This window comes from Pseudomonas sp. 2725 (assembly GCF_050434585.1).
GTDB classification, from domain to species: domain Bacteria; phylum Pseudomonadota; class Gammaproteobacteria; order Pseudomonadales; family Pseudomonadaceae; genus Aquipseudomonas; species Aquipseudomonas jessenii.
In genome coordinates, this window is sequence record NZ_JBNDIV010000005.1 from 356,157 (window position 1) to 381,000 (window position 24,844).

Sequence of the window (24,844 nt, forward strand, 5' to 3'; positions counted from 1 at the left end):
TCGAGCGTTTTTGCAAACGTCAGCCACACCGACGCGTCCCGAGGAAACAAGATGAAAAACAAAACTGACCTCAAATCGCTCGGCTTTTTCAGCAAACCGGGCATCGCCGCTGTGATGCTGATCAACGTCAGCCTCGGCATCGTCAATGCAGCACCGCTCGACGATGTCAGCCCGCCGCCGCCAACAGATCCGTCGGCGTATACCAACCCGCCGGCCGACCCCAAGGCTGCGCTGGATGCCATAGAGACCATGCCTCCCACCAACCAGGGCTCCTACGCCCTGCCCAATGGTGTGTACGGCACTCGCACCACGCCAACGACCGACAACGTGCTGCCGCCAGCCCTGCAGACATCCTTCAAAATCCCCACCAACGGCAAGCCCAGCCCGTTGTTCGGGGCCCAGCCATACACTCAGCAACTGCTGCTGTTCGAAGAATTCGGCACGGAAAAACTCGACCCGACACTGCCGGCACCGCCCCTGACCTTCCCGGTTCCGATCGTCGGCCCGGCGCCCACGCAGGACCCGAACAACATCGCCCGCAGCGGCCCTTCGGCCGCGGCGCTGGAAGCCTTCATGCGCCAGCCGGGGCTGTACCCGTTTCCGGCGCAGTATTCCAACGTGCTGGACCGCAACCCGTGGAAAGCGCAGATCGAAGCCTTCCTCAACCGCCATCCGGTGGGCTCGCCGGCCGAAGGTCGTCCGCCAGGAAAAGGCTGGTCGCACCAGCGCTGGAACGAGTTCTACCCACAGGTCGCCTTCAAGACCGCTCAAGCCGGCGCCAAGCTCAACGGCGGCATGCGCGACCGCCGCCAGTTGCACAACTACGCCGTCGGTGAGTTCGGGCCGGGCGGGCTCTACAACCAGACCTCGGACACCCCGATCATTGCGGGCACCACCAAAGGCATCGACACCCGCTTTCACCCCAACATGCCGATTCAGAACCACAAGGCGCTCTGGACTTTCGACGGCACCTTTCCACCAAAACTGCTGATGGTGCGGTACGGCCAACCCGTGCTGATGCGCCACTACAACGCCCTGCCGATCGATCCGTCGGCCAACATGGGGTTCGGCCTGCACACCCTCAGCACCCACGAACACAACGGCCACGTCCCGGCGGAAAGTGACGGCTATTCCAATGCGTTTTTCTTTCCGGGGCAGTACTACGACTATCGCTGGCCGATTCAGCTGGCCGGTTACGACAGCATCAACACCAGCGCTCAGGATCCGCGCGCGGCGTTCCCCTGCGCGCCGGGTGAAACCCTGTATGTCAACGATGCCACACCGGGCCTCAAGACCTGCAACAACGGCAGCATCAAGATCCGTGGCGACTGGCGCGAAGCCATGAGCACCCATTGGTTCCACGACCACATGCTCGATTTCACCGCGCAGAACGTCTACAAGGGCAACGCGGTGATGATGAACTACTACAGCGCCATGGATCGTGGCAACGAAGCGCTGCAAGACGGCGTCAACCTGCGCCTGCCCAGCGGTTCGGCATTGCCCTGGGGCAACCGCGACTATGACGTCAACCTGATGATTGCCGACAAGGCCTGGGATACCAATGGCCAACTGTGGTTCAACCCGTTCAACACCGATGGTTTTCTCGGCGACCAGATCCTCGTCAACTGGCAGTACCAGCCACGCCTGAACGTGCGGGCGCGCAGCTATCGTTTCCGCATCCTCAACGGCTCGGTGTCGCGCTACTTCAAGATCGCGCTGGTGCGTGAGATCGTCGGCACCGGTGGCGAATTCCCCGGCCCGACAGGCTCCGGCCTGTCTTACACCCGCGTGCCGTTCCACATGATCGCCAACGACGGCAACCTCATGGAGCACGCCGTGCCGTTCGACGGCAGCATGGACCTGGACGCCGACGGCGATGTGCAGGACCACAACGCCATCCTGCCCACCCTGGCCATCGCCGAGCGTTACGACATCATCGTCAACTTCTCGAAATACGGGATCAAGACCGGCGACAAACTGTACTTCGTCAACCTGATGGAGCACCACGACGGCAAGGGGCCGGAGGTTGCATCGCAGAGCCTGGCCGATGTCTTGTCCGGCAGGTACAAGGCAGTGCTCAAGCTGGGCAGCAAAGGGCTGGAATGGGAGAACGGCGATCCGGTGGTGGGCAAGTTCATGCAGATGGTGGTGCAGACTTATGCCGGCCAGGACGTGAGCATGAACCCCGCCGACTACGAACCCGCCAAGCCGGGCAAGCCCGTGGGTAAAAGCATGATCCCGCTGACCCTTAACCGCGACGATCCGACGGTGCAGGCCAAACTGAAACTGGCGCGCCATCGCGAGTTCATCTTCGGCCGCTCCGACGGCACCGACGAAGAACCCTGGACCATCAAGACCGACGGCGGTTTCGGCTACCAGATGGACCCTCGGATAATCAGCGCCGCTCCGCAACTGGCTACCGGCCCGACCGCTGCCGGGTTCTCCGGCGACGGCACCCTGGAAGTGTGGAAAATCATCAACGGCGGCAACGGCTGGAGCCACCCGGTGCACGTGCACTTTGAAGAAGGCATCGTACTCAAGCGCGACGGCAAGGCACCGCCGGAATGGGAAAAATGGGCGCGCAAGGACGTCTATCGGGTTGGTGCAGAAGTCGACAGTTCGGTGGACGTGGAGATAGCGATCCGCTTCCGCGAATTCGCCGGGACCTACATGGAGCACTGCCACAACACCCAGCACGAGGATACCTCCATGCTGCTGCGCTGGGATGTCGAGAATCCGGGCCAGTTCCAGTTGATGCCAACCCCCCTGCCCGGCTGGGACGGCGTCACCTACGTCAATTCCGCCGCGCTGCCGACCTTCCGCACTGGCGATAAACGTGTCGAGGACCCCGACAACCAAAAACCGGTCGCCAACGCCGACAGCGCCATCAGTAACACCGGCCAACCGGTGATCATCAACGTCCTGGCCAACGACAGCGACCCTGACGGTAACGTGCCACTTAAAGTGGTAGGTCTGGAGCAACCGGACTCAGGCAAGGGCGTGGTCAGCACCGATGGTCTGCGTGTGACCTACACACCACCGGCCACGGTCCCCGCGCCGTTCACCGCGACCTTTACCTATAGGGCCGCCGATGCCAAGGGCGCCGAGTCGGCACCGGCGACGGTGTCCGTGGCGGTCTCGGCACCGATCAACGAGAGCCTGATCGTCACCAGCGCCACCGTCACCGCCCGCAGCAACAGCCGCTGGTATTGGGTCCTGTCCGGCACCACCTCCCGTGGCACGGGCAATACCATCACGGCAACGGCCACGACCACAACCGGTACGGTGAACCTTGGCGCCGCCGTCCTGACGCAGACACCGACAGGCGCGCGCTGGAACATAGCAGTGACGACCGCCGGCAGCGGCCCCTCGCCTAGCCCGACGGCGACCATCAAATCGGCCTTCGGCAAAACCGTGACGGTGCCGATAAAGGCGAACTAGAGCGGATTGATCGACGCCCGGCCCATGCAATGTGGATCGGGCGTTTTTCTTTTGTGCAGCGTGCGGTGGGACCGAGGTGGGTTTTGTTGACTGTCCGCTCTATCCGCAAAGTGCCTGATGGATCTCAGCCTTTGTATTGACTGTTACACCGCCATCGCGGGCAAGCCCGCTCCCACAGGGGGGCTGCGTCGAGCATAATTTATGTGCTCGCTGAAGATCCTTGTGGGAGCGGGCTTGCCCGCGATGGCGGCACCTCGGTCTATCAGACAAACCACATTCCATCCCCCCAGCAGCATGGTCACATGATTGGCCGACGAACTATCGATGGGGTCCCAGTCACCGCTGCGGCGCCACCATCCGGAAGCGGATATTGATCTCGTTGGACACCACACTGTCCGCCCACTCGCCCTCGCCGATCTTGAAGTCGTCACGCTTGAGCACCAGTTGGCCCTCGAAGATGCCGATGGCGCTCTCGGATTTGAGCAGCACCGGTACACTCACTTCTCGAGTAAGCCCCCGCAGGGAAAGTTTGCCGGTGATGGTGTAGCGGTTATTGCCCAGGGCCTTGATGGACGTCGACTCGAAGGTCGCCACCGGATAAGTCGCCGTGTCGAACCACGCCGGTTTTTGCAGCTCTGTGTTGGCGTCGCTGCTGCCGGCGTCGATGCTGTTCAGGTCGATGGTCAGCGCGGCATGGGCGGCGCCGGGGTTATCGGTGTCGAAGTCCAGTTTGGCCTTGAACTTGCCAAAGGTGCCGTAGGCTCTCGACCCCATCTGCTCATAGGTGAAGCTCAAGGTACTGGCCCTGGCGTTCACATCCTTGTATTCCACGGCTCCAGCAAACGGCACCAGGCCGAACACCAACGTGCCGGCCAGAGCGACGCAACGCGCGGATCGAAGGTTCATGACGCTCTCCGGGAGGGCTCCCGTCCTGAGTTGGCGTGCCGCACAAGTCGGGTCGTATCAGATGGACTAAAGCAAACAACCGGGGTTTATTCCACCTCACCCGTTGATTTGTGACCACCTGCCGCTGGCCGCCAGCGCTACCCGCACTCCCCGCGTTGCCACGCCCGCCGCAACAGGTCGATCACCTCGGCATCCGAGGTTTGGGAAAAATCCATGTACCAATGACCAATCGACGTGAACCACTCGGGCATCAGCGGACAGATCAACTCATCCACCTCGCTGCGCAGCGCCTCCACCGTTTCGATCGGCGCCACCGGCACCGCCACCACGATGCGCGATGGCGTCTGCGCCCGTAGCGCCTGGATCGCCGCCCTCATCGAAGCCCCGGTGGCCAGGCCGTCATCGATCAGGATCACCACCTGATCCTTGAGCTGCACCGCCGGTCGCGTGCCTCGGTAGACCTGCTCGCGGCGTAGCAACTCGCGGCTTTCCCGTTCGACCACGGCGTCGAAAGCGGCGCGATCAATCGGGTGCATCCGCAGCGCCTCTTCATTACGAATCTGGACACCACCGCTGGCAATCGCGCCCATGGCGTACTCCGGGTGGGAAGGCACGCCGAGCTTGCGCACCAGCATCAGGTCCAGGCGAACCTTCAGCGCCGTGGCCACCTCATAAGCCACCGGCACGCCGCCACGGGGCAAGGCCAGAACGATGACGTCGGGGCGATTGGCGTAAGGCAGCAACGGCTCAATCAAACGCCGCCCGGCTGCTGGTCGGTCTTGCAGGATGGAATGGGACAAGGGGCTCATTTGAAAACCTCCCCAGGCGATGGCGCCTGTCTTTTTCAGTCACACCGTCCTTTTGTGGCGAGGGGCTTTGTGGCAAGGGACTTTGTGGCGAGGGGGCTTGCCCCCGTTGGGCTGCGCAGCGGCCCCCAAAATCTAACAATACATCCAGATTTTTGTGAGCGCTTCGCACTCAAACGGGGCGGTGCGGCGACCCGACAAGCCCCCTCGCCACAATAGGTCTGTGAACAGCATGCCCCTCCCGCAGCGTTCCGCCTACACCAACCGCTCAATCTTCTGATGCTGCCACACCAGTTTGTAATACAGCGTCTGCAACACCAGCATCCCCAGATACGCCACCGGAAACGCCATCCACACCCCTTGCAATCCAAACTTCGCATCCAGCAGATATGCCGCCGGCAACTGCACGCCCACCACGCACACAATGGAAATCGCCACCGGCACCATCACCGTACCGCTGGCGCGCATGATGCCGCCGATAATCGCCTGGAAACCAAACACCAACAGGCTCCAGAGCATGATGTGCAACAGGTGCTCGGCCATGCCAAGTGTCGCCTCCTCAGTGAGGAACGACGCCAGCAACCAGCTCGACAACAAGTACCCGAGCACCACCAGACCACCGGTCAAACACACGTTGATCATCAGCCCGGTCTTCAGGATCGGCCCGATGCGCTCGATGCGCCCCGCCCCGATCGCCTGGGCCCCAAGGATCGACGCGGTGATCGCAATCGACAGCGCCGGGAACTGCACGTAATTGACGATCTGCGTCACCGCGCCATACGCCGCCGTCGCCTGGGACCCGTGCTGGTTCACCAGCGCCAGAATCACCAACTCCGACAGCGACAACACCACCATCTGCAACCCGGTGGGCAAACCGATGCGCAGCACCTTGCCGAGGATCGCCACGTCCAGCTTCATCGCCGCAAAGAACTCGCGATCCGGCGCCAACGGATGGCCCTTGCCGATCAAGCGCCATGCCAGCAACCCCATCGCCACCAGGTTACCCACCAACCCGGCAATCGCCGCACTCTGAATCCCCATCGGCGCAAAACCCAGCCACCCGCGAATCAACGCAGGCGTCAGCGCCAGCCCCACACAGGTCGACACCACCAGCGCCAACAACGGCGACAACGTATCGCTCACCCCGCGCAGCAACTGCGTGAACAACACGAACACCAACAGCGACGGCATGATCCACAACATCACATGGGCATACGCCACCGCATCGTCCAGCACATCCGCCGGCGTCCCCAACCCCACCAGCGCCGACCGCGCAAACACACTCCCCACCACCGCCGCCACCAACCCGATCAACACCCCCAACAACAACGTCGCCCCGGCAATCGCCTTCACCAGATGCGTCTCCCGCGCCCCCCACGCCTGCCCGATCAACACCCCCGCGCCGGCACCGAGGCCGATCACCAGGGCGATGAAGAAAAACACGATGGGGAACATCCCCGACACCGCCGCCAGGGCCTGGGTGCCGAGCATCTGGCCGATGTAGATGCTGTTGACCGTGCCGGACATGGATTGCAGGAAGTTCGACAGGACCATGGGGGCGAGGAACAGCAGGTAGGTTTTCCAGAGGGGGCGTTGGGGTTGGGTTTGCATTCGGGAAGGTCCATCTCGACGGCCGGAGCGATGATTAAGGATAGCGTGGGTGGCTGAATCCAAGGGGCCGTGAACATCTCAGGTCTGTGTTTATATTTCCAGCGACGTGAGGTGAAAGGTCTGAAGTTTCATCATCGGCGATCCTACGACAACCTCAGAAGCCCTCACCTTGCCCACGGCCTTGATGAAGCTTATAGTCCGCCCCGTCGCCCAAATGGCGACCAGGTTTGGCGACCTGTTCGATCGGATGCAAAAGCTCTGTGCTTTTTTGCAGATGCTGTTGCACCTTCGCAAAGCTGTCTTTATGGCAGCTGTGCGCGGGAGACCTTCGGGTCTGCCGGTTTTCCGATCCCGGTTCGCCAACCTGCGTACAGCTGTCACCCATTCGTTTGGCGACGAGTGAGGGACAGTCATCCTTTGCACTGATCGGAGTTTCATCTATGGAAAGATACATGCCTCTTACCGGAATCGATCTGGTTCCGGCCTCCCTGCTCATCGACACCCAAGCCCCCCTCGACGTCCTGCAAGCCATGGCCGACTACCGTATTCGGACAGTCACGCAAGTGCTGGAAAACATCGCCTACCGATCAGAACTCGGTTGCGACACCGTGGTGTTGGAGGACTTTTCCAAGCTGCTGGTCATTCCGTTGAGGGATGGTTGTGATTTGATGGATGTGATTGGGCGGCGGTTGCGGGCGCAGGTGGCGGAGTGAATGAAAACGGGCGCCAAAGGTGCCCGTTTTTTTGTCTGACGAGAAAAGCGGCTTTTTGTTCTGTGGCGTAAATTTCGTCTGTTTTCGTTTTCAGACCTTCGCGACAGGCAGCAATCGGCCAGTAACGGACGCTCCTTCAAATGGGCGGCATAGGCCATAAGTGGACGTATCATTGATGTTCGGTCTCAGGAATTCAGCACTGCCTCCAGATGCAGAAGGAAAACTCTTACTCTGTGTGGCACATGCTGGCGAGTAGGCAATATCGCGGTGATGAAGAGTTGCTCCGGGCTGACATCCTCCAATTCGACCAGACGAAGGGTTCCAGCATCCAGATCATCAAGGACGTCCCAGTACGTAAGCATCGCCACCCCCAAACCTTGCCTACTCGCCGTGCGCACCGCCTCGACACTGTTTGCCGAAAAAACGCCCTCCGCCCGCAAGGCAACCGCTTCACCGTCACGAATGAACGGCCAGTAAGGCATGCCATGCAAAGCGATGCGGCGGTGGCTCAATAATGCGTCCATCGTAGTAGGCACTCCATGACGCTCCAGATAAATCGGACTGGCACACAGCACTCTAGGATTCGGTGCGAGGGGGCGCGCGATCAAGGCAGAGTCTCGCAGGGTCGCAATGCGAATTGCGACATCGATTCCGAGCCCGACAATATCCACGATGCTGTCCGACAGTGTCAGATCAACGCGCAGCGCCGGGTGTTCTGCCAGGAGCGCGGGAATCAGCGGCATGATCACTGACTGTCCGAATACGGTGGGCGCAGTTACCTTCAAAACACCGCTGGCAGTACCAGCATAGGATTTCAAGCTGACCTTCGCTCCCTCGCTGGCTTCCAACAGCGTCGTTGCAAAGGGGAGAAATGTTTCGCCTTCGGCTGTCAACGACACGGCGCGGGTTGTTCGATGAAACAGCCGAACTCCTAGCTCGCCTTCGAGAGCTGCCAGTCTGCGCGACACTGTCATGGGTGCCAGACCGAGTCGTCGGGCGGCGGCTGACAGGCTGCCACTCTCAGCAATGGCACTAAACACTTCCACATCCGGGATCTGCATCATTACATCCATTTGTGATAAAGCGGCTTATCGTTGTTGCAGGCTTCTCAACACTTCGGGCCAAGTTTACTGTCCTCCACATCGATTTTTAAAGCCTTTCGGAAAAATGAGGACTGACCACATGATTGACTACAACCAACAGATTTTAACTCCCTATGATATTGGCAATCGCAGATTGAGGAATCGTCTTGCTGTCGCGCCCATGACGCGTGTCAGTGCCACCGAGGCGGGCCTAGCAACCGCTGAGATTGCGCGTTACTACGAGCGATTTGCCAAAGGGGGATTTGGTCTGATCATTACAGAAGGGCTGTACACCGATCAGAAGTATGCTCAGGGCTACCCCTTCCAACCAGGGCTCAGTGATGTCGAACAGGCCAAGGCGTGGCGCGGCGTGACAGATCTAATTCGTGCCCACAATGGCTCAGTATTCGCTCAACTCATGCATGCTGGAGCACTGAATCAGGGCAACCGTTTTGAAACTGCTACCGCTGCACCCTCGGCTGTTCGACCGAAAGGAACGCAGATGAAGTTCTATTACGGTGAGGGACAGTACCCGCTACCCCAGGCGATGTGTGACGAGGACATCGCTGATGCCATTGCGGGATTTGCACAAGCCGCCGTGCTGGCCACGCATACCGCTGGATTCGACGGTATTGAAATCCATGGGGCGAACGGCTATCTGCTAGACCAATTTCTGACTGACTACACCAATCAACGAGATGATCGCTGGGGCGGAAATGTACAGGCACGGATTGGACTGACATTGGAAGTCATCAAGGCAGTCAAGGCCGCTGTCGGCACGCTCGCTCCTGTGGGTGTGCGCATCTCGCAAAGCAAGGTGAACGACTATGAACATAAGTGGGCAGAAGGCGAAGCTGCCGCCGAGGTCATTTTCGGCTCGCTGAAGGACGCTGGTGTGGACTTTATCCATGTGACGGAGTTTGAGGCATGGAAACCGGCATTCATCGAAGGAAATGCAAGTCTGGTTGAACTGGCTCGCCGGTATGCGTCCCAGGTTGCGATCATCGCCAATGGGGGGCTGGATGTACCGCACCACGCGGAGCAAGTATTACGAGACGGCGCCGATATGATCGCGTTGGGCAAAGCGGCTCTTGCTAACCCGGATCTTCCCCGTCGCCTGGCAACTCACACAGCCCTTGCCGAGTTTGACTCCTCGATTCTGGGGCCGATTGCGAACATCAAGGACAGTGAATTGGCGTTGGCGTGACAACAGATTGAAAACGGTCGAGCGGACGTCATGGATGTCCGCTTTTGCCTAGGGTCATCCAAACGAAAGACCGCTATGGGTTGTGGATTCAACCGGTCGACGCAACACAACTAAATTCTGTGTGAGCAGAAGGAGTGTTGCAGATGAAGCAGAGACCTCGGATCTATTACACCGAAAGTCAGAAAAAACTGATGTGGGATCACTGGCAGAAAGGTGACTCTCTCCAGCACATCGCCCAACTATTTGATCGAAACCATTCATCGATACAGCGCATCTTGGCGGAAACAGGCGGTATCAGACCCGCTGTACGCCGCAGGTCCAGATTGGCGCTGACGTGGCTGAGCGCGAAGAGATTTCGCGTGCAGTGGTGGCAGGTAACTCGATCCGTTCCATGGCCGCGCTGCTAGGGCGAGCAGCCTCTACGATCAGTCGTGAGATCAGACGCAACGGTGGCCAAGGAGGTTACCGGGCTAATCAAGCTGATCAGGCTGCCTGGGATCGCGCCCATCGACCTAAGGTCTGCAAACTTGTTGAGAACCGAACGGTGGCGCAAATTGTTGCAGACAAGCTTCAATTGCAGTGGTCACCGGAACAAATTGCCGGTTGGTTGAAGCGTACCTACCCGGACGATACGAGCTATCAGGTGTCACACGAGACGATCTATCGCACGCTCTTCATACAGGCCCGCGGGGCTCTGAAGAAGGAGTTGCTTGAGCATTTACGGCGCACGCGGGCCATGCGTCGCTCGCGCCATCACACGCAGAAGAAAGAAAATCACGGTCGAATCACTGACGCGGTATCGATCCGCGAACGCCCGGCCGCGGCTAAGGATCGGGCGGTGCCAGGTCACTGGGAAGGCGACCTGCTGTGCGGTAGCAGGAACAGCCAGATTGCCACTCTTGTGGAGCGTCATACCCGCTACGTAATGCTGGTGAAATTGGACGGTAAGGATAGCGAGACGGTCATCAGCGCCCTGATCGAAAACGCCCGTAACTTACCCCAAGAACTCTACCAATCGCTGACCTGGGATCGCGGCAAAGAGATGGCTGACCATAAGCGCTTTACGGTGGCTACCGACATCAAGGTCTACTTCTGCGATCCTCATCGTCCCTGGCAACGGGGATCGAATGAGAACACCAACGGCTTGTTAAGGCAGTACTTCCCGAAAGGAACCGACCTTGCGGAGCACTCGCAAGCCACGCTCAATGAAGTCGCAAGGCAGCTAAATAGCCGCCCTCGGAAAACACTAGACTACGAAACACCCGCTGAACGATTTAGCCAATCAGTTGCGTCGACCGGTTGAATCCACAGTCGACTGCTGCCCTTCGTGACAGACAGCAACCGGCCAAAAACAGACGATTACGACTGGATTTTTACTCCGCCTCAGTAATGAAAAAAGGCGCCTATTCGGCGCCTTTAAATTATCAAGCGATCTTGATGACCACTTTCCCAAACGCCCCCTGGCGAAATGCTCGAAGGCTTCACGTGCCTGTTCAAATGGATCGACACCAGCATTGGGCAAGGGTTTATAACGCCACGCTGCCAGCAGTGACGGATGTCGCAGACAGCAAAGAAGTAAAAGCAAACGCGGGGGCCAAGGTCCCCGCGGCAATTTTTTACATGTCGTAGCGCAGCACCAGACCGAGCGTACGCGGTGCTCCAACGTCAATGATGTCGCCGCTGCGGTTGTTGGTGACGTATTCCTTGTCGAAGGCGTTTTTAACGTAGCCGGATACGGCGATGTTCTTGGTGATCTTGTATTCGGCGTTGAAGTTGGCCAGCCAGTAGTTGTCTGCCCGACGCTCGTCCGTGACCTGACCTGCGTCATCGAACTCGTACTCCGACGGCGAGGTGCTCTGGTAGATGACGTCAGTGTTCAGGGTCAGACGATCATTCCAGCGATAGGTACCGCCCAGCGACATCTTGTATTTGGGCGAAAACAGGAAGTCCTCGCCACTCATGTCCCGGCCATCACCCGTGACGAAGTCCTTGTACTTGCCATCGGTCACGGAGGCACCGGCGGTCAGGGTCAACTGTTCACCAAAGTCTTTTTCAACGGAGACTTCCAGGCCCTTGATGTCACTGCTACCGGCGTTGAAAATGTGGGCGAACTCGGTATTCGGGTCCAGAACGCTGACCTGCTGGTCTTTCCAGTCAGTGTAGTAAACGTTGGCGCGGGTACGTAGGGTCTTGTCCATGAACGAACCGCGGTAGGACAACTCGTAGTTCGTGGTGTATTCCGGATCGTAGTCTTCATGACCGCCACCGGCTCGGACGTTGACACCGCCGCCGCGATAGCCTTTCTGCACCATAAAGCCCACGTACTGATCCGTGGCCAGTTCATAATCGATGCCGAGTTTGGGCAATACCGCATCAAACGACTTGCTGACTTCCGCCGGGCTGGAGAAATCGTCCTGATCGATGTCGGTGTCGTTCTTCTCGTGGTCGTAGCGCAGGCCGGTGATCAACGTCCAGCGCGGAGCGAAGGTCCAGTTGATCTCACCGAACAGCGCCGTGTTTTCGATCTTGGTATCACCTTTGGCGGTACCGAACAGCTCGTCGTCGAACAGCAACCGGTCTTGGAAGTTGTTGGTGTTGTGGCCGTAGTAGGCACCGACGAAACTCTTCACCGTGTCGCCGGCGTAGTTCAGGCGCAGCTCCTGACTGAACAGTTTACCGTCCTGTTTGCGCAGTACGACTTGGTTATCCACGGCCGTCTGGTCGAAGTCCAGACGCGCGTCATAATCCGAATCGGTATTGGCCGTGAGGCTGGTCACGGACCAGTTATCGTCCAGGCGGTAATCCACCTTGGCGCTGACAGTGTCTTGCTTGAGCTTGTCGTACGCGTTGGTGTTGGACGATATGTCGTAGTAACGGACCTTGCCGTTTTCGCGCATGACCGAGTTATCGCCCTTTCGGCTTTCACCATGAGCGTAAGTCAGCAGCACATCCAGATTGTCGTTCGGCAGGATCAACAGCTTGCCACGAGCATTGTAGGTGCGGGTCGGGTTGGCGTCGTTATCGAGTGCGACGTTGTCGATGTAGCCGTCACCGTCCTGGTAATCCACGGCGATACGGCCGGCGATCTTGTCATCGACGATCGAGCCGCCACCGGCAAGCGCACCGCCGCTTTCACCGTAGTTGCCCGTGTTGGCCTGTGCCGAAAGGCTCGGGACGAAGGTCGGGTTCCTGGTCTGGATGACCACCGCACCGGCCAGCGAGTTACGGCCCTGGGTGGTGGACTGCGGGCCCAGGAACACTTCAACCTGCTCGACGTCCCACAGCGGCATCGGGCTGAGGGTCAGTGCACGGTTGGGCTGCACGGCGCCGTCGACGAATACCGAGACCGCACCATTGAGCGTGGCCGGGCCTTGGTCATCGAAACCGGACACCGGCACGCCGCGGATACCCCAGTTTTCGTTACCGGACTGGTTGTAGACACCTGGCGTTCGGGCGAACACATCGACGAGATTGTGGTCCTCCTTCTCGCGCAGTTGCTTGTCGGTCACCACGACGACACTCGACTGGGTTTGCTCCAGGGTTCGGTTGATCTTTTCACCCGTCACCGTGATCGGAGCGATCTCCATGGTGTTCGACTGTTCGGCCGACCATGCGCTGTTGGACAGGCACAACGCCGACCCCACAGCCAACGCAATTGTATTTTTTTTGAAATGCACGCCCCGCTCCCCTGCGACAGATTATTAGTATTCTTTCCTACGCCCTGAACGCCGCTTTCCTACAGGCGGCGGGAGTCTAATTCAAAAAAAAATCTAAAGGAATAGTATTGATAATTCATCTCATTTGTATTGATAGCGGTGCCATGTATCATCGCCAATACATTTGCGTCCTTAAGCAACGCACCTTGCATCCGCAACGGGTCCCGCGCCTTGAGGTCATCACCACAGACGGAGCGGTTTGAAATGGACTTGTTGATTTTCATGGCCAAACGCTCGTGGCGCGCATTGCTGCTTGCGACCCTCTCGGGCCTGATCTGCGGCCTCGCGGCGGCCGGCCTGATCGCCTCCATCAACCACAGCCTGACGGTGTTCGACCAACTGCGCCCGGCGGACGGCCTGTACTTTGCGGGCCTGGTGGTGTTGGTGGCAGTGTCGCGGGTGATTGCCGACGTCAGCCTGCTGCGTCTGGGTCAGGCCGCGGTTCACGATATGCGCCTGCACCTGAGCACCAGACTGATCGATGCGCCATACGCGCAGTTGCAGCGCCTTGGTAAACACCGTTTGCTGGCGATGCTGACCGACGATGCGCAAACCATCAGCCAAGCGGTGGAGCTGGTGCCGATCCTTTTGGTCAACGCCGGGATCATCGCCGCCTGCCTGGCCTACCTGGCCTGGCTCAGCCTGCCGCTACTCGGTTTGACGCTGTTGCTGATTGCCTTGGGCAGCCTCAGTTTCCACTGGCCGCAACGCCGGGCATTGACGTCGATCTCTCGTGCCCGCGAACAAAAGGATCAGTTGTTCGATCACTATCGCCTGCTCACCGACGGCAGCAAGGAATTGCAGCTTAACCACCCGCGCCGGCAACACTTTTTCACTCGCCTGCTACTGCCGGTGAGCCTGCAGTACCGCCAGGATTTCGTGCGCGGCATGAGCATCTACGCCGTAGTGCTCAACTGGGGCAATGCGGTGTTCTATATGTTGATCGGTGTGGTGCTTTTCGCCGCGCCACACTTCATCGACCTGAGTGCCAGCCTGGTCACTGGCTACATCCTGGCCATCCTCTACATGATTACCCCGCTATCGGAGCTGATGAATGCCCTGCCAACGTTCGGTCGGGCCAGCGTCGCGCTGAACAAGATCCGCACCCTGGACGGCGAGATGCAAGCGGCCAGCGAGAACGTCGAGACGATCCCGCCGACCCAGGTGCAAAGCCTCGTCTGCCGGCAAGTCGCCCATACCTACTACCGCGAGCGCGAGGACGGTCATTTCACTCTTGGCCCGATCGACCTCACCCTCAATGCCGGGGAGGTGGTGTTCATTACCGGCGGCAACGGCAGCGGCAAAACCACTCTGGCCTTGTTGCTGACCGGCCTTTACCGGCCAGAGAGCGGTGACATCGAGCTCGACGAGCAAGTGTCCTCGACCAGCGACAACCACCATTACCGACAGCACTTCTCGGCGATATTTACCGACTTCTGCCTGTTCGAAAATCTGTTGAATAGCGACGATCCGCAACGTGTGCAGCAGGCACGGGATTACCTGATACACCTGCAACTGGACCATAAGGTGCAAGTCGAGGAAGGACAGTTGACGACGCTGGCGCTGTCTACCGGGCAACGCAAGCGTCTGGCGCTGCTCAGTGCCTGGCTGGATGACCGCCCCTGCTATCTGTTCGATGAGTGGGCCGCCGACCAGGACCCCGTGTTCAAACATTTTTTCTACAACAGGATCCTGGCGGACCTGCGCGAGCGCGGCAAACTGGTGATCGTCATTTCCCATGACGATGCGTACTTCGGCTTGGCGGACAGACTGATCCGTATCGAAAACGGGATGCTCAGCGACATCACCCCGCGCGCGGATGCAGGCGCATCGCCCCTGGCCCAGGACGCCTGCCGATAATCAAGGGCTGGACAGGTACCGGTGCTCAACTGTCCTGATAGATATAGTGCAGATAGCTCACCTGCTCTGCCACGGGCAGTCGATGCAGCTTGGGGCACGACTCGCAGAGCACCGGCGGCGTGCCTTCGACTGGCTCGTGCAACTGGTAGTGCAGGCAGCAATGCCGACGCAACGGCAGGCAGGGGCAAATCTGCGGCGCAGGTGATTCCACCATGCGTTGCAGGCCCCGCAACTTCAGGCGCCCATCGTTCACAGTGACCTGCTCCAGCCACTGGTGCGCCTCGGCGAATCCGTCCCGGGACAAGTCGGCATCCATTCTCGCGAAGGCACCGTCCCAGATGGCGACCATGTTGCCCCACAGTATTTTCGGGGCCAGGCCACCGGCGGCGGCCAGGGTGGTGAACAGCGGCGCGAGGTGTTCGTGGATCAACCGCGACCAATAGGCTGCGCGATTTTCGGGGGCCTGGGTTGGTAGCCGGGCGACCAGTCTCAGCGCCAGGGGTTGACCATCATCGTGCAATAGCACAACCCCCTTGTCCCAGAAATCTATCGCGCAATGACGCGTGAGGGCACAGGCCAAAGCGGCCGGCAGTACGATGCTCATGTAATTCATCGACCACTGCGACACCACGGCCGCGCGGTTCACCCCCGGATAAAGCAAGGCGAACCGGGTCAGCAAAGGTTGCAGCACGGCGGGGTCGGCAAGCTGGCTTACGGCTATGGAAGGCTGATCACCCGGTTCATCGCGGATGACACGCTGTATCGGCGGCCAGGCCTGGCCAAGCCATTCTGGGAATTCGATGACGGGTCTCCCGTGGCTTTCCCTAATTAATGCAAACGATTAGCATTGGCCGATCCTATCCTCCCTCCCCTGCAAACTCAACGTCGTCAGCGACCGGGCTCTCCAGACCAAATGCACACACTCCGCAATTTCTGGCGTCTCGCACGGCCTTTCTGGACATCCGAACAGAAGTATCCGGCCCTGCTGCTACTTGTAGCCACCGTGCTGATGACCCTGTGCCTGGTGGGCGTCAACATCCTCACCAACTTCTGGAACCTGCACTTTTACAACGCCTTGCAGGACAAGGACTACGCTGGTTTTCTCCTGGGCGGTCTGCAGTTCATCCTGCTGCAAGTCGGTACGGCCGCCTTTACCATGGGCGCGTTTCACTTCCAGCAAAAGCTGACCTTGCGCTGGCGCCGTTGGGCCACCCGCAACATGCTCGATCAATGGCTGGGCAGCCAGCGTTACCAAAAACTGAAGTTGACCGAGACCGATGTCGACAACCCTGACCAGCGGATTGCCGAAGACATCGATCTGTTTATCGTCAAATCGCTCAAGCTGAGCCTGGGATTGCTAACCTCGGTGGTGTCACTGTTTTCCTTCCTGCACATCCTCTGGCAGGCATCCGGCCTGGTTAGCGTGCCGTTCGCCGGTGAGTCCGTAGTCATTCCGGGGTTGCTGGTGTGGATCGCCCTCGTCTACGCCCTTCTGGGCACGGGGCTGGCGTTCTGGTTGGGGCGCGCATTGCCGCGGCTCAATTTCATGCAACAGCGGCGCGAAGCCGACTTTCGCTTCTCGCTGATGCGCCTGCGGGAAAACGCCGACTCGGTGGCCCAGTACCGGGGTGAAGCGACAGAAAACGCCCGCTTCAACCAACGCCTGGAGGCGGCGCTGGAAAACTTTTGGACGCTGGTGAAAAAGCAGAAGCTGATCATGGGCTATTCGACCTTCTACCTGCGCAGTGCCACAGTCATACCGATGTTCATCATGGCGCCGCAGTTCTTCGCCGGCGCGTTTCCTCTTGGCCGCCTGACCCAGATCAGCGCTGCCTTCGGCGAAGTGCACTCGGCCATTGCCTATCTCGTAGAGGTGTTCCCGGAGCTGTCGGCATGGAAATCGGTGATCGACCGGTTGATTGGTTTCCAGGAGCGCCTGGACAAGGTCGAAGTCAAGTCGAATGTCGTTGTGGGGCAGCAGCCCAAGGGCCTTCAAATCAAGGATCTGGACATCTGGTTGCCGAACGGTCGGCGCTTGCTCAACAGCTTCAACCTTTCACTTGAGCCCGGTGACAGCCTGCTGATCAGCGCACCGTCCGGCTACGGTAAGTCGACGTTGATACGCACTGTCACAGGACTCTGGCCTCACGCTCGCGGCTGCGCCAGTTACGACCGTGAGCGTGCCCTGACACTCTCGCAGAAACCTTACCTGCCGCTAGGCAGCCTGCGCGAAGCACTCTGGTACCCCAATCAACCGGATCGTGATGCAGACGCCGCGTTACGCCTGCACATGCAGCACGTCGGCCTGCAACACTTGAGCGAGCAACTGAATGACGAACTGGACTGGTCGCAAATCCTGAGCGTTGGCGAACAGCAACGCTGTGCCTTCGTCCGCGCCCTGTTGGCCCGCCCAGCGGTGCTGTTCCTCGACGAGAGCAGTTCGGCGCTGGATGCGGCGAACGAGGCGCGCTGCTATCAGTTACTCAAACAAACGCTGCCGGAGACGATCCTGATCAGCGTCGGCCACAATGCCTCGCTGGAACGCTTCCACTGGCAAGTTCTGGAACTGCAAAGCGAGGCTCAGTGGGTGCATCGAAAGGTGATGCAACCGGTATGACTTCGTGGGGCATCAACTGGATAGAGGTGAAGGTGCCTTCCAGAGAGTGACTGAACAGGCACTCTCTCAAATCGGCAGGTCGCGGCGCGTGACCGTCTCGGTTACCCGTTTCCTGGTTCTTCCCGAGATCCTCATAGCCAGCGACCTGATCGCTGAGCAAGACCCTCGACTGATTGTGTTGAATTTATCCGCTGGCGCTATGAACTGACCGTTCCAGTCGCGTACGACAGTGCCGCATGCCTTTGGCGATCTGCTTTTCGATGGTGCCCTCCTTGATATCCAGCTGCACAGCGATCTCGCGCATGGTGAATCCTTCGCAACGGGAGAGCAGAAACACTACGCGGTATTTCTCCGGCAGATCGTCTAACGCATTGGACAGTATTTCCAGCTCCTGACGAATACCGGCGGCCTTGTCCGGGGATGACAAAGGGCACTCGATCTCCTCAGCCAAATCACTTTCGCCGAAGTAACGACCATGGGTCGTATCCTGCCGTTGCTTGTCCAGCAACAGATTGGTTGCCGTGCGATAGAGGTAGGCCAGTGGCTTGTCCGGCTGCTTCGTCGAGTGCCTGGCAGCGCGTAGCCACGTCTCTTGAACGATATCCGACGCAATGAACGATGAGCCCGCTCTGCGCTGGATATAGGCCTTGAGTTCCTCGTAGTGGATCTCTACCAGCTGGGTCAGTGTCGGGGATTTACAGGAGGCCATCAGCGGGAAACGATCTTGTGAGGGGATGTGCCGGAAGCTATCACATTTGATAAGCGCTCTCAAATGCGTATGAAACCCATTCCACACTTAGTAACACTTGCGTATGATAGTTATTCTCAATAAAACCCAGATCATATGTGAGTCCGCATGTCCGCCCCAGCCCTCCTGTGTGCACAAAACACCGTTACCCCGCGCTCGCCCCTGGCACTCCGGCCTCTGGCCCTCGCAGTGCACATGCTTGCAGTCGGTATCACTGTCGCTGCGCCACCACTACAGGCAGCGGACCAGGCTGATCAGAGCGAGACTGAAAGCTCTTTGACCCTGGCGCCTATCGCTATCACGGAGACCGCCACTCAAGCGCGAATCGGCGTGACCGAAGACACCCGCTCTTACACCACTGACGCTGCGCGCACGGCGACACCGTTGAGCATGTCGCTGCGCGAAACCCCGCAGTCAGTCAGTGTCGTCACCCAGCAGCGCATTCAGGACCAGGATCTGCGTACGATCCTCGATGTGGTCAACAATGCCACGGGTGTGTCGGTCAACCGCTACGAGACCAGCCGGGCACAGTTCAACGCCCGCGGCTTTGAGCTCAACTCGCTGATGATCGACGGTGTACCTACCATCTTTGAGCAGCCTTGGAGTTCGGGGGAGGTTTTCAGCAGCCTGGCCATGTACGACCGCGTTGAAGTGGTCCGTGGCGCCAACGGCTTGATGACCGGCGCGGGCGACCCTTCCGCATCCATCAACATGGTACGCAAGCGCGCCTACAGCACTGACTTGAAGGGGTCAGTAGAACTGAGCGCCGGCACATGGGACACCTATGGCGTCGAGGCCGATGTGTCCACGGCGTTGAACGAGGAAGGCACCATTCGCGCGCGGCTGGTCGGGGAAACCAACGAAGGCGATACCTGGATCGACATGAACTCCAACAAGCGCCAGACGCTCTACGGCACGATGGATATCGACCTGACACCCGACACCACGCTGTGGTTCGGCTTGAGCCACCAGGAAAACAACGCCGACTCGCCGATGTGGGGCGGCCTGCCGGTCTGGTACGCAGACGGTAGCCGCACAAACTGGAGCCGCTCGAAGACAACCTCCGCCAAATGGAGCAAGTGGGACACCACCTACGATACCTACTTCGTCAATCTCGATCACACCTTCGCCAACGACTGGCAAGTCAACCTCAGCTACAACCGTGGCGAGCGAACCGGCGACTCTTCCCTGCTGTACCTTTCTGGCAATCCAGGCCAGAACGGTAGTGCCGGTATGTCTTCGTTCCCGGCGACCTACAAGACCAAGACCACCCAGGACGACTACGGCATCCGCTTCAATGGCCCGTTCTCGCTGTTGGGCCGTGAGCATGAAGCGGCCTTCGGTTATGTAGACAGCAAGCAGAAATTCGACGCCGATGCACTCAATGCGCAAACCGGCTTTGACGGTGTTGCCAATTTCGATGCCTACAACGGCGATTTCCCGGAACCGATCTGGGGCCCGCGGACAGACTACGGCTACAGCGAAACCCGGCAGAAAGGGCTTTACGCCGCCACTCGCTTGAATGTGACCGACGATTTGAAAGTGATTCTTGGTGCACGTGAGAGCTGGTACGAGAAGACCAGCGATGACATCTACTCGGAGGTGAGCAAGATCGATGTCGATCACGAACTTACCCCTTATGCAGGCGTCGTCTACGACCTCACCGATAACCTCTCGGCCTATGCCAGCTACACCGAAATCTTCCTGCCGCAGTCGGTACGCGACAGCAGTGGCCAGCAATTGGAGCCCATCGTTGGCCAGAGCAGTGAAATCGGTTTGAAGGGTGAGTACTTCGGTGGCCGTTTGAACGCCTCCGCTGCGATTTTCCAGATCAAGCAGGATAATCTGGGTCAAAGCACCGGCGTGCTGATCGATCCTTCGAACCCCGTCGGCGGTTACGCCTACGAGGCCAGTGAAGGCGCAACCAGCAAGGGCTTCGAGCTGGAAGTGTCCGGCGAGCTCGCGACCGATTGGAATGCAACAGTGGGCTACACCCAGTTCACCGCCGAAGATGCCAAGGGCGACGACGTCAACACCCTGTACCCGACCAAGCTGCTGCGTACCTTTACCACCTACCGTCTGCCCGGTGCTTTCAACAAGCTGACCATTGGCGGCGGGGTTAACTGGCAGGACTCGATCTACACCTACGCCATCAACCCGGCAGGCAACTCCGAGAAGATCCAGCAGGATGCCTATGCCCTGGTCAACCTGATGGCTCGCTACGAGATCACCGAAAACCTCTCGGCACAGGTGAATGCCGACAATGTCACCGACGAGAAGTACTTCGACATCTTCGATGCCTATGGTGCCCTCACATATGGTGCGCCGCGCAGCATCACAGCTTCGGCGAAGTATCGCTTCTAAGGCAGCAAGCGGGTCGGCGCAGCTCACTGCTGCGCCAAGTGACACGACGCAAACCCAAGCTCGCACCAGATTCGTCGGGAACAGCACCGAGCCTTGCAACGCTGACGATTTGCCTGCGAGCAACTTCCAAAATGACATTCGCCAGACGAAATCCTGATTTCTGCGCGAGCAAGTAATCAGACATCCATCACAGTATTTTCACATCCATTGGCATACGGTGGATCCAGCTCCTTTGTGATTTCCAGCCCGCTCTCCCCATCGCGGGCTTTTTTTCGTCTGCTCGATTCAATTCGTATGAATCAACAAGACGCCCCAGCCATCAGGGCTGAGGACAAGAGACTAGAGCAGTCGGACGACTATGGCGGCGGCGGCAAAGATTATCAGTGCCAGGGCGGCACCGATGCCGAACGGCAGCAGAGTAGCGCGGGTCGCGGTCGGGGGCGGGCTACGCATTTCTACGGCCATAAATATGCGGAAGTGCTAAACGAAGCGACCGACAGTCGATTAGCTAAACTTCATCAGTAATACCACTTCGCGAATCCCTGAAAACTCAGGAGGCGAACATGAGCAAACAACCGCAACCCCAAAGCCGCTCCAACCCCCAGCCCAGATCCCGTCCGCTGGTGCCGAACCTGCCGAGCAAAACCGGCAACAAGTCCGGTGGCTTGCGCGGTAACTATCCGCCGAAGAAGTCGTAATTGCCTCGGGTGTACGACAGGCTTTGCAACGGAGTCTGTCGCACTCCCCCGTCACTTCAGCATTACTTGCCTCTATATCGGACATTGTTTTCCACGAGCGACGTCGTAGCTGCCTAGAATGATGGCCAAGGGCTACGCTCTCCACGGTTTCTCAAATACACCTCGACCACGCTGCCAACTGATTCGCATCCCTGACTCTGAAAACGTCTGCTTCCTTAACGCCCCCAAGCTTTCGCGATGTCCCGTGTTGCCATAAACCCTGCTTTTTCTGGCTCATTTACATGGAGTAAGCGTACATGCCCTTCCCCCCTCGTTTCCTCGACCATTACCGCAAAGCCGACCGCATCATGCTGGGCCTGATCTGGCTGATGTTCGCGTTCGCTATCGGCCTGGCGTTCTGGCACGACACCTTCAAGCAGGCGCTGCTGGTGGGCGGCGGCACCAGTGTGTTGTTGACGTTGTTGTATCGAGCCATCGGCGGAACGCGGTTGATGCGTTGTCTGCTGGGCCTGGGTTTGATGGTGATGGCGGCGTTGCATATCAATCAGGCCGAGGGGGTCATTGAGTCGCACTTCGGGATTTTTGCGTTGTTGGCGGTGTTGACGTTTTATCGGGACTGGCTGCCGATTCTGGTGGCGGCGGTGACGATTGCGCTGCATCACGTGGTGTTTCATGTGCTGCAACATCAGGGTTTTCCGGTGTTTGTGATGGCCCATCACGGTGGCTGGACGATGGTGTTCGTTCACGCTTTTTATGTGGTGATGGAAACGGTCGCGCTGCTCTATCTGGCGGTGCACAGCCAGGCCGATGCGGTGGAGAGCCAGGACATGCTGGACAAGATGCTCGCCACCACGTCCCAGTTCACTGTCGGTGCCGGCCAGGGTGACAAGGCTCGGGTGCATGTGTCGCTGGCCCAGCGCTTCGATCAGTTTTTGACGCAGATCACCGCCTTGGTGGACGGGGTGGTGCGTGACTCTCAGGGTTTGGGTCAGTTGGGCCAGGAGTTGGCCAAGGCCAGCAACACGCTGGAGAAAGGCGCCAAGCATCAGTTGACGGAAATCGCGCAGATGACCGGGTCGATGCAGCGCATGGGCGATGCGATGGAGCACATCGTGGTGCATGTCGAGCATGCCGTTGCCCATGCCGGCCAAGCCAGCGCGCAAGTCACCCGCGGCCAGGAAAGCGTGAACCGTGCGCGGCAGGAAATCACTCAACTGGCCTCACGCCTGGAAGGCACCAACCAGACCGTGCAGGTACTGGCCGGGCAGGCGCAGCAGATCGGTACGGTGCTGGAGGTGATCAGCAGCATTGCCGAGCAGACCAACTTGCTGGCGCTCAACGCGGCGATTGAAGCGGCGCGCGCCGGCGAGCAAGGCCGGGGCTTTGCGGTGGTGGCCGATGAGGTGCGCAGCCTGGCGCAACGCACGGCAGTGTCCACCAAGGAAATCCGCACCATCATCGAAGCCTTGCAGCAAGGCAGCCGCAAAGCCGTGGAGGCCATGCAGGACAGCCGCGAAGGTGTAGTGCGCTGCGTCGAGGACAGTCAGGTGGCCGCTGCAATGTTGCAGGCCGTCGGCAGCGACATCTCGCAGATCGATGAACTCAATGGGCGGATCGTCACGACGACCCGCGAACAGTCCTCGGCAAGTTTCGAGATTGTCGGGCGCTTGCAGTCGGTGCAGAGCATTGCGCAAAACACGGCGGATGATGTGGAGACACTGGCGCTGAGCAGTCGGCGCTTGCCGCCCATTGCGACCCGGTTGGATGCGTTGGGGCGGACGTTTCATCAGTGATGCTCGACGGGAGAAGTTTTCCGTTGGTCGAACCGATTTGCTCTACAGATTCAACAAACCTATCTTTGAGTCTATGGACTCAAGATAGGTATTGATCATGGCCGTCCCCCTGCAACCCCAATCCTTCAGCAAAAACCAATGCGTCACCGGCCTGCGTGCCGCCGTGAGCATTCTGGAAAAGTGGCAAGCCACCAGCGATCAGGCCTGTCGCATCCTGCGTATTTCCCGCAGCACCTACACCCGCGCCCGGCAGCGGGACCCGGACTGGGCGGTGGCGCTGGATGCGGACCAGATGCAGCGCATCAGTTTTGTGTTGAACATTCACGCGACGTTGCGGCTGGTGTTCGACAACCCGGATAACGTGTACGGCTTTGCCTCGATGGCCAATGACAACGAGTTTTTCAACGGGCGTTCGCCGCTGGAGATCATGGCCCAGGGCGACATGATTTCGCTGTACGAAACCTTCCGCCGCATCGACATGCTGCGGGGTGCGCAATGGTGATGGCGAGTGAGCTGGCGGTGTTTGCCGGTCAGTCGTTGCAGGCTTTTCGCCTGGTCAATTCGAAGTTTCCGCCCATTGCGTTGTTTGATGATGTGGCGGATGCGGCTGAGTTCGAGGTGTTGTTCGAGATTCAGGCTCTGACCAATCCGCGGTTGAAAAATGAGGTGGGTCAGCTGGAGTTGATTGCGCGCAACGAAATCCCGTTCGGCATTCGGGGTTGCTCCTACGCCATTGCGCCGTTTACCCACGTCAACCCGGCGGGCTCGCGTTTCAGCGATGGCCGTTTTGGGGTGTTGTACCTGGCGGAGTCGATGGACGCGGCGCTGGCCGAGGTGCGGCATCACCAGGCGCTGTATTGGTCGAGGGTTCCGAGCCTGAACTATGAGCGCTTTGTGTTTCGTGGATTGGCCTGTGCATTTGGCGATGGCGGGATGAAGGACGCCGCGGCCCTGCCGATGAGCGATCCGGTGTATGCGCCGGACGACTACAGCCATTCCCGTGTATTGGGGCAGGCAGTGCGCGATGCCGGTTGCCCCGGTTTGCGTTATCACTCGGTGCGGATGCCGGGCAGTCATTGCTGGGCGTTGATGACGCCGAGGCCGGTTTCGTCGATTGTGCAGACGGCGCATTACGAGATGGTCTGGAATGGGCAGATCACCAGTGTCAGTCAGATCAGTGAGGCTTGAGCCCCGTTGTCAGGCACATGAATACCTGTGGGATCTGCGATCCATTGAGCGCATCGATAGTCACCATCATTTCAATGAAGTTCTCTTGAAAATT

Annotated in this window: 20 protein-coding genes and 1 pseudogene; 12 read left to right on the top strand and 9 right to left on the bottom strand. The window is 59.1% G+C overall.

Going from position 1 to position 24,844, the window contains the following annotated elements; genetic code table 11:
• Positions 1-51: 51 nt before the first annotated feature.
• Positions 52-3,441 (top strand): Ig-like domain-containing protein, encoded by a 3,390-nt coding sequence (locus ABIE16_RS16480; protein ID WP_429521570.1) that lies wholly within the window; start codon positions 52-54, stop codon positions 3,439-3,441.
• 336 nt (positions 3,442-3,777) lie between these two features.
• Here ABIE16_RS16480 and ABIE16_RS16485 read toward each other — a convergent pair whose 3' ends face one another.
• The 4 genes from ABIE16_RS16485 to ABIE16_RS16500 form a co-directional block, all read right to left on the bottom strand.
• The gene (locus ABIE16_RS16485) at positions 3,778-4,347 is read right to left on the bottom strand and encodes a YceI family protein (protein WP_218496311.1); all 570 of its coding nucleotides are present in this window, start codon (positions 4,345-4,347) and stop codon (positions 3,778-3,780) included.
• Between the two features lie 137 nt (positions 4,348-4,484).
• Positions 4,485-5,156, bottom strand: a complete 672-nt coding sequence (locus ABIE16_RS16490; protein ID WP_429521571.1) for a phosphoribosyltransferase — start codon at positions 5,154-5,156, stop codon at positions 4,485-4,487.
• A gap of 252 nt (positions 5,157-5,408) precedes the next feature.
• A complete protein-coding gene (locus tag ABIE16_RS16495; protein WP_150814801.1) occupies positions 5,409-6,764 on the bottom strand; it encodes an MATE family efflux transporter in 1,356 nt (451 codons plus the stop codon).
• 154 nt (positions 6,765-6,918) lie between these two features.
• Positions 6,919-7,218, bottom strand: a complete 300-nt coding sequence (locus tag ABIE16_RS16500) for a hypothetical protein (RefSeq protein WP_340314147.1) — start codon at positions 7,216-7,218, stop codon at positions 6,919-6,921.
• Between ABIE16_RS16500 and ABIE16_RS16505 the strand changes: the two genes are divergently transcribed.
• Positions 7,205-7,477 carry a hypothetical protein gene (locus ABIE16_RS16505; protein ID WP_154862424.1) on the top strand — a complete coding sequence of 91 codons (273 nt, stop codon included), beginning with the start codon at positions 7,205-7,207 and terminating at the stop codon, positions 7,475-7,477. The two genes, ABIE16_RS16500 and ABIE16_RS16505, sit on opposite strands and share 14 nt — an antisense overlap.
• Positions 7,478-7,662: 185 nt before the next feature.
• Here the strand turns inward: ABIE16_RS16505 and ABIE16_RS16510 are convergent, their stop codons facing one another.
• Positions 7,663-8,538 carry a LysR family transcriptional regulator gene (locus ABIE16_RS16510; protein WP_340313909.1) on the bottom strand — a complete coding sequence of 292 codons (876 nt, stop codon included), beginning with the start codon at positions 8,536-8,538 and terminating at the stop codon, positions 7,663-7,665.
• A gap of 121 nt (positions 8,539-8,659) precedes the next feature.
• Here ABIE16_RS16510 and ABIE16_RS16515 point away from each other — a divergent pair, with 121 nt between their 5' ends.
• Together ABIE16_RS16515 and ABIE16_RS16520 are read left to right on the top strand one after the other, a co-directional pair.
• A complete protein-coding gene (locus ABIE16_RS16515) occupies positions 8,660-9,766 on the top strand; it encodes an NADH:flavin oxidoreductase (protein ID WP_340313911.1) in 1,107 nt (368 codons plus the stop codon).
• A gap of 143 nt (positions 9,767-9,909) precedes the next feature.
• Positions 9,910-11,069, top strand: a pseudogene (locus ABIE16_RS16520) (IS30 family transposase).
• 313 nt (positions 11,070-11,382) lie between these two features.
• On the opposite strand, the gene ABIE16_RS16525 reads toward ABIE16_RS16520, so the two are convergent.
• Positions 11,383-13,443 (bottom strand): TonB-dependent receptor, encoded by a 2,061-nt coding sequence (locus ABIE16_RS16525; RefSeq protein ID WP_349735654.1) that lies wholly within the window; start codon positions 13,441-13,443, stop codon positions 11,383-11,385.
• A gap of 59 nt (positions 13,444-13,502) precedes the next feature.
• Positions 13,503-13,706: a hypothetical protein gene (locus ABIE16_RS16530; protein WP_340313915.1), complete on the bottom strand. Its 204-nt coding sequence runs from the start codon at positions 13,704-13,706 to the stop codon at positions 13,503-13,505.
• Here ABIE16_RS16530 and ABIE16_RS16535 point away from each other — a divergent pair.
• Positions 13,687-15,342: a cyclic peptide export ABC transporter gene (locus tag ABIE16_RS16535; RefSeq protein ID WP_429521572.1), complete on the top strand. Its 1,656-nt coding sequence runs from the start codon at positions 13,687-13,689 to the stop codon at positions 15,340-15,342. The genes ABIE16_RS16530 and ABIE16_RS16535 overlap by 20 nt on opposite strands.
• Positions 15,343-15,367: 25 nt before the next feature.
• On the opposite strand, the gene fhuF is transcribed toward ABIE16_RS16535, so the two are convergent.
• Entirely contained in the window at positions 15,368-16,033 is a 666-nt protein-coding gene (gene fhuF / locus ABIE16_RS16540; protein ID WP_429521573.1) for a siderophore-iron reductase FhuF, read from the bottom strand.
• Between the two features lie 222 nt (positions 16,034-16,255).
• Here fhuF and ABIE16_RS16545 point away from each other — a divergent pair, with 222 nt between their 5' ends.
• Positions 16,256-17,959 (top strand): ABC transporter ATP-binding protein/permease, encoded by a 1,704-nt coding sequence (locus ABIE16_RS16545; protein WP_429521574.1) that lies wholly within the window; start codon positions 16,256-16,258, stop codon positions 17,957-17,959.
• A gap of 184 nt (positions 17,960-18,143) precedes the next feature.
• Here the strand turns inward: ABIE16_RS16545 and ABIE16_RS16550 are convergent, their stop codons facing one another.
• The gene (locus ABIE16_RS16550; protein ID WP_429521575.1) at positions 18,144-18,668 is read right to left on the bottom strand and encodes an RNA polymerase sigma factor; all 525 of its coding nucleotides are present in this window, start codon (positions 18,666-18,668) and stop codon (positions 18,144-18,146) included.
• 147 nt (positions 18,669-18,815) lie between these two features.
• Between ABIE16_RS16550 and ABIE16_RS16555 the strand changes: the two genes are divergently transcribed.
• The 6 genes from ABIE16_RS16555 to ABIE16_RS16580 all read left to right on the top strand — a co-directional run bounded on the left by ABIE16_RS16555 (position 18,816) and on the right by ABIE16_RS16580 (position 24,750).
• Positions 18,816-21,071: a TonB-dependent siderophore receptor gene (locus tag ABIE16_RS16555; RefSeq protein ID WP_429521576.1), complete on the top strand. Its 2,256-nt coding sequence runs from the start codon at positions 18,816-18,818 to the stop codon at positions 21,069-21,071.
• Positions 21,072-21,365: 294 nt separating this feature from the next.
• Positions 21,366-21,596, top strand: a complete 231-nt coding sequence (locus tag ABIE16_RS16560) for a hypothetical protein (RefSeq protein ID WP_429521577.1) — start codon at positions 21,366-21,368, stop codon at positions 21,594-21,596.
• A gap of 38 nt (positions 21,597-21,634) precedes the next feature.
• On the top strand, positions 21,635-21,769 hold the full coding sequence (locus ABIE16_RS16565; protein ID WP_256355847.1) for a hypothetical protein: 135 nt from the start codon (positions 21,635-21,637) through the stop codon (positions 21,767-21,769).
• Between the two features lie 296 nt (positions 21,770-22,065).
• Complete coding sequence (locus tag ABIE16_RS16570; RefSeq protein ID WP_429521578.1) at positions 22,066-23,562, top strand: methyl-accepting chemotaxis protein; 1,497 nt, start codon at positions 22,066-22,068, stop codon at positions 23,560-23,562.
• Positions 23,563-23,659: 97 nt separating this feature from the next.
• On the top strand, positions 23,660-24,064 hold the full coding sequence (locus ABIE16_RS16575; RefSeq protein WP_223532980.1) for an antitoxin Xre-like helix-turn-helix domain-containing protein: 405 nt from the start codon (positions 23,660-23,662) through the stop codon (positions 24,062-24,064).
• Positions 24,058-24,750 (top strand): RES family NAD+ phosphorylase, encoded by a 693-nt coding sequence (locus tag ABIE16_RS16580; protein ID WP_429521579.1) that lies wholly within the window; start codon positions 24,058-24,060, stop codon positions 24,748-24,750. Before ABIE16_RS16575 ends, ABIE16_RS16580 begins: the two co-directional genes overlap by 7 nt.
• Positions 24,751-24,844 lie beyond the last annotated feature (94 nt).

What these genes read in the sequence shown, in the direction of transcription:
- ABIE16_RS16480 (WP_429521570.1), top strand. Translation starts at nt 52, where the DNA reads ATGAAAAACAAAACTGACCTCAAATCGCTCGGCTTTTTCAGCAAACCG.
- ABIE16_RS16485 (WP_218496311.1), bottom strand. Translation starts at nt 4,347, where the DNA reads ATGAACCTTCGATCCGCGCGTTGCGTCGCTCTGGCCGGCACGTTGGTG.
- ABIE16_RS16490 (WP_429521571.1), bottom strand. Translation starts at nt 5,156, where the DNA reads ATGAGCCCCTTGTCCCATTCCATCCTGCAAGACCGACCAGCAGCCGGG.
- ABIE16_RS16495 (WP_150814801.1), bottom strand. Translation starts at nt 6,764, where the DNA reads ATGCAAACCCAACCCCAACGCCCCCTCTGGAAAACCTACCTGCTGTTC.
- ABIE16_RS16505 (WP_154862424.1), top strand. Translation starts at nt 7,205, where the DNA reads ATGGAAAGATACATGCCTCTTACCGGAATCGATCTGGTTCCGGCCTCC.
- ABIE16_RS16500 (WP_340314147.1), bottom strand. Translation starts at nt 7,218, where the DNA reads ATGTATCTTTCCATAGATGAAACTCCGATCAGTGCAAAGGATGACTGT.
- ABIE16_RS16510 (WP_340313909.1), bottom strand. Translation starts at nt 8,538, where the DNA reads ATGCAGATCCCGGATGTGGAAGTGTTTAGTGCCATTGCTGAGAGTGGC.
- ABIE16_RS16515 (WP_340313911.1), top strand. Translation starts at nt 8,660, where the DNA reads ATGATTGACTACAACCAACAGATTTTAACTCCCTATGATATTGGCAAT.
- ABIE16_RS16535 (WP_429521572.1), top strand. Translation starts at nt 13,687, where the DNA reads ATGGACTTGTTGATTTTCATGGCCAAACGCTCGTGGCGCGCATTGCTG.
- ABIE16_RS16530 (WP_340313915.1), bottom strand. Translation starts at nt 13,706, where the DNA reads ATGAAAATCAACAAGTCCATTTCAAACCGCTCCGTCTGTGGTGATGAC.
- ABIE16_RS16545 (WP_429521574.1), top strand. Translation starts at nt 16,256, where the DNA reads ATGCACACACTCCGCAATTTCTGGCGTCTCGCACGGCCTTTCTGGACA.
- ABIE16_RS16550 (WP_429521575.1), bottom strand. Translation starts at nt 18,668, where the DNA reads ATGGCCTCCTGTAAATCCCCGACACTGACCCAGCTGGTAGAGATCCAC.
- ABIE16_RS16555 (WP_429521576.1), top strand. Translation starts at nt 18,816, where the DNA reads ATGTCCGCCCCAGCCCTCCTGTGTGCACAAAACACCGTTACCCCGCGC.
- ABIE16_RS16560 (WP_429521577.1), top strand. Translation starts at nt 21,366, where the DNA reads ATGAATCAACAAGACGCCCCAGCCATCAGGGCTGAGGACAAGAGACTA.
- ABIE16_RS16565 (WP_256355847.1), top strand. Translation starts at nt 21,635, where the DNA reads ATGAGCAAACAACCGCAACCCCAAAGCCGCTCCAACCCCCAGCCCAGA.
- ABIE16_RS16570 (WP_429521578.1), top strand. Translation starts at nt 22,066, where the DNA reads ATGCCCTTCCCCCCTCGTTTCCTCGACCATTACCGCAAAGCCGACCGC.
- ABIE16_RS16575 (WP_223532980.1), top strand. Translation starts at nt 23,660, where the DNA reads ATGGCCGTCCCCCTGCAACCCCAATCCTTCAGCAAAAACCAATGCGTC.
- ABIE16_RS16580 (WP_429521579.1), top strand. Translation starts at nt 24,058, where the DNA reads ATGGTGATGGCGAGTGAGCTGGCGGTGTTTGCCGGTCAGTCGTTGCAG.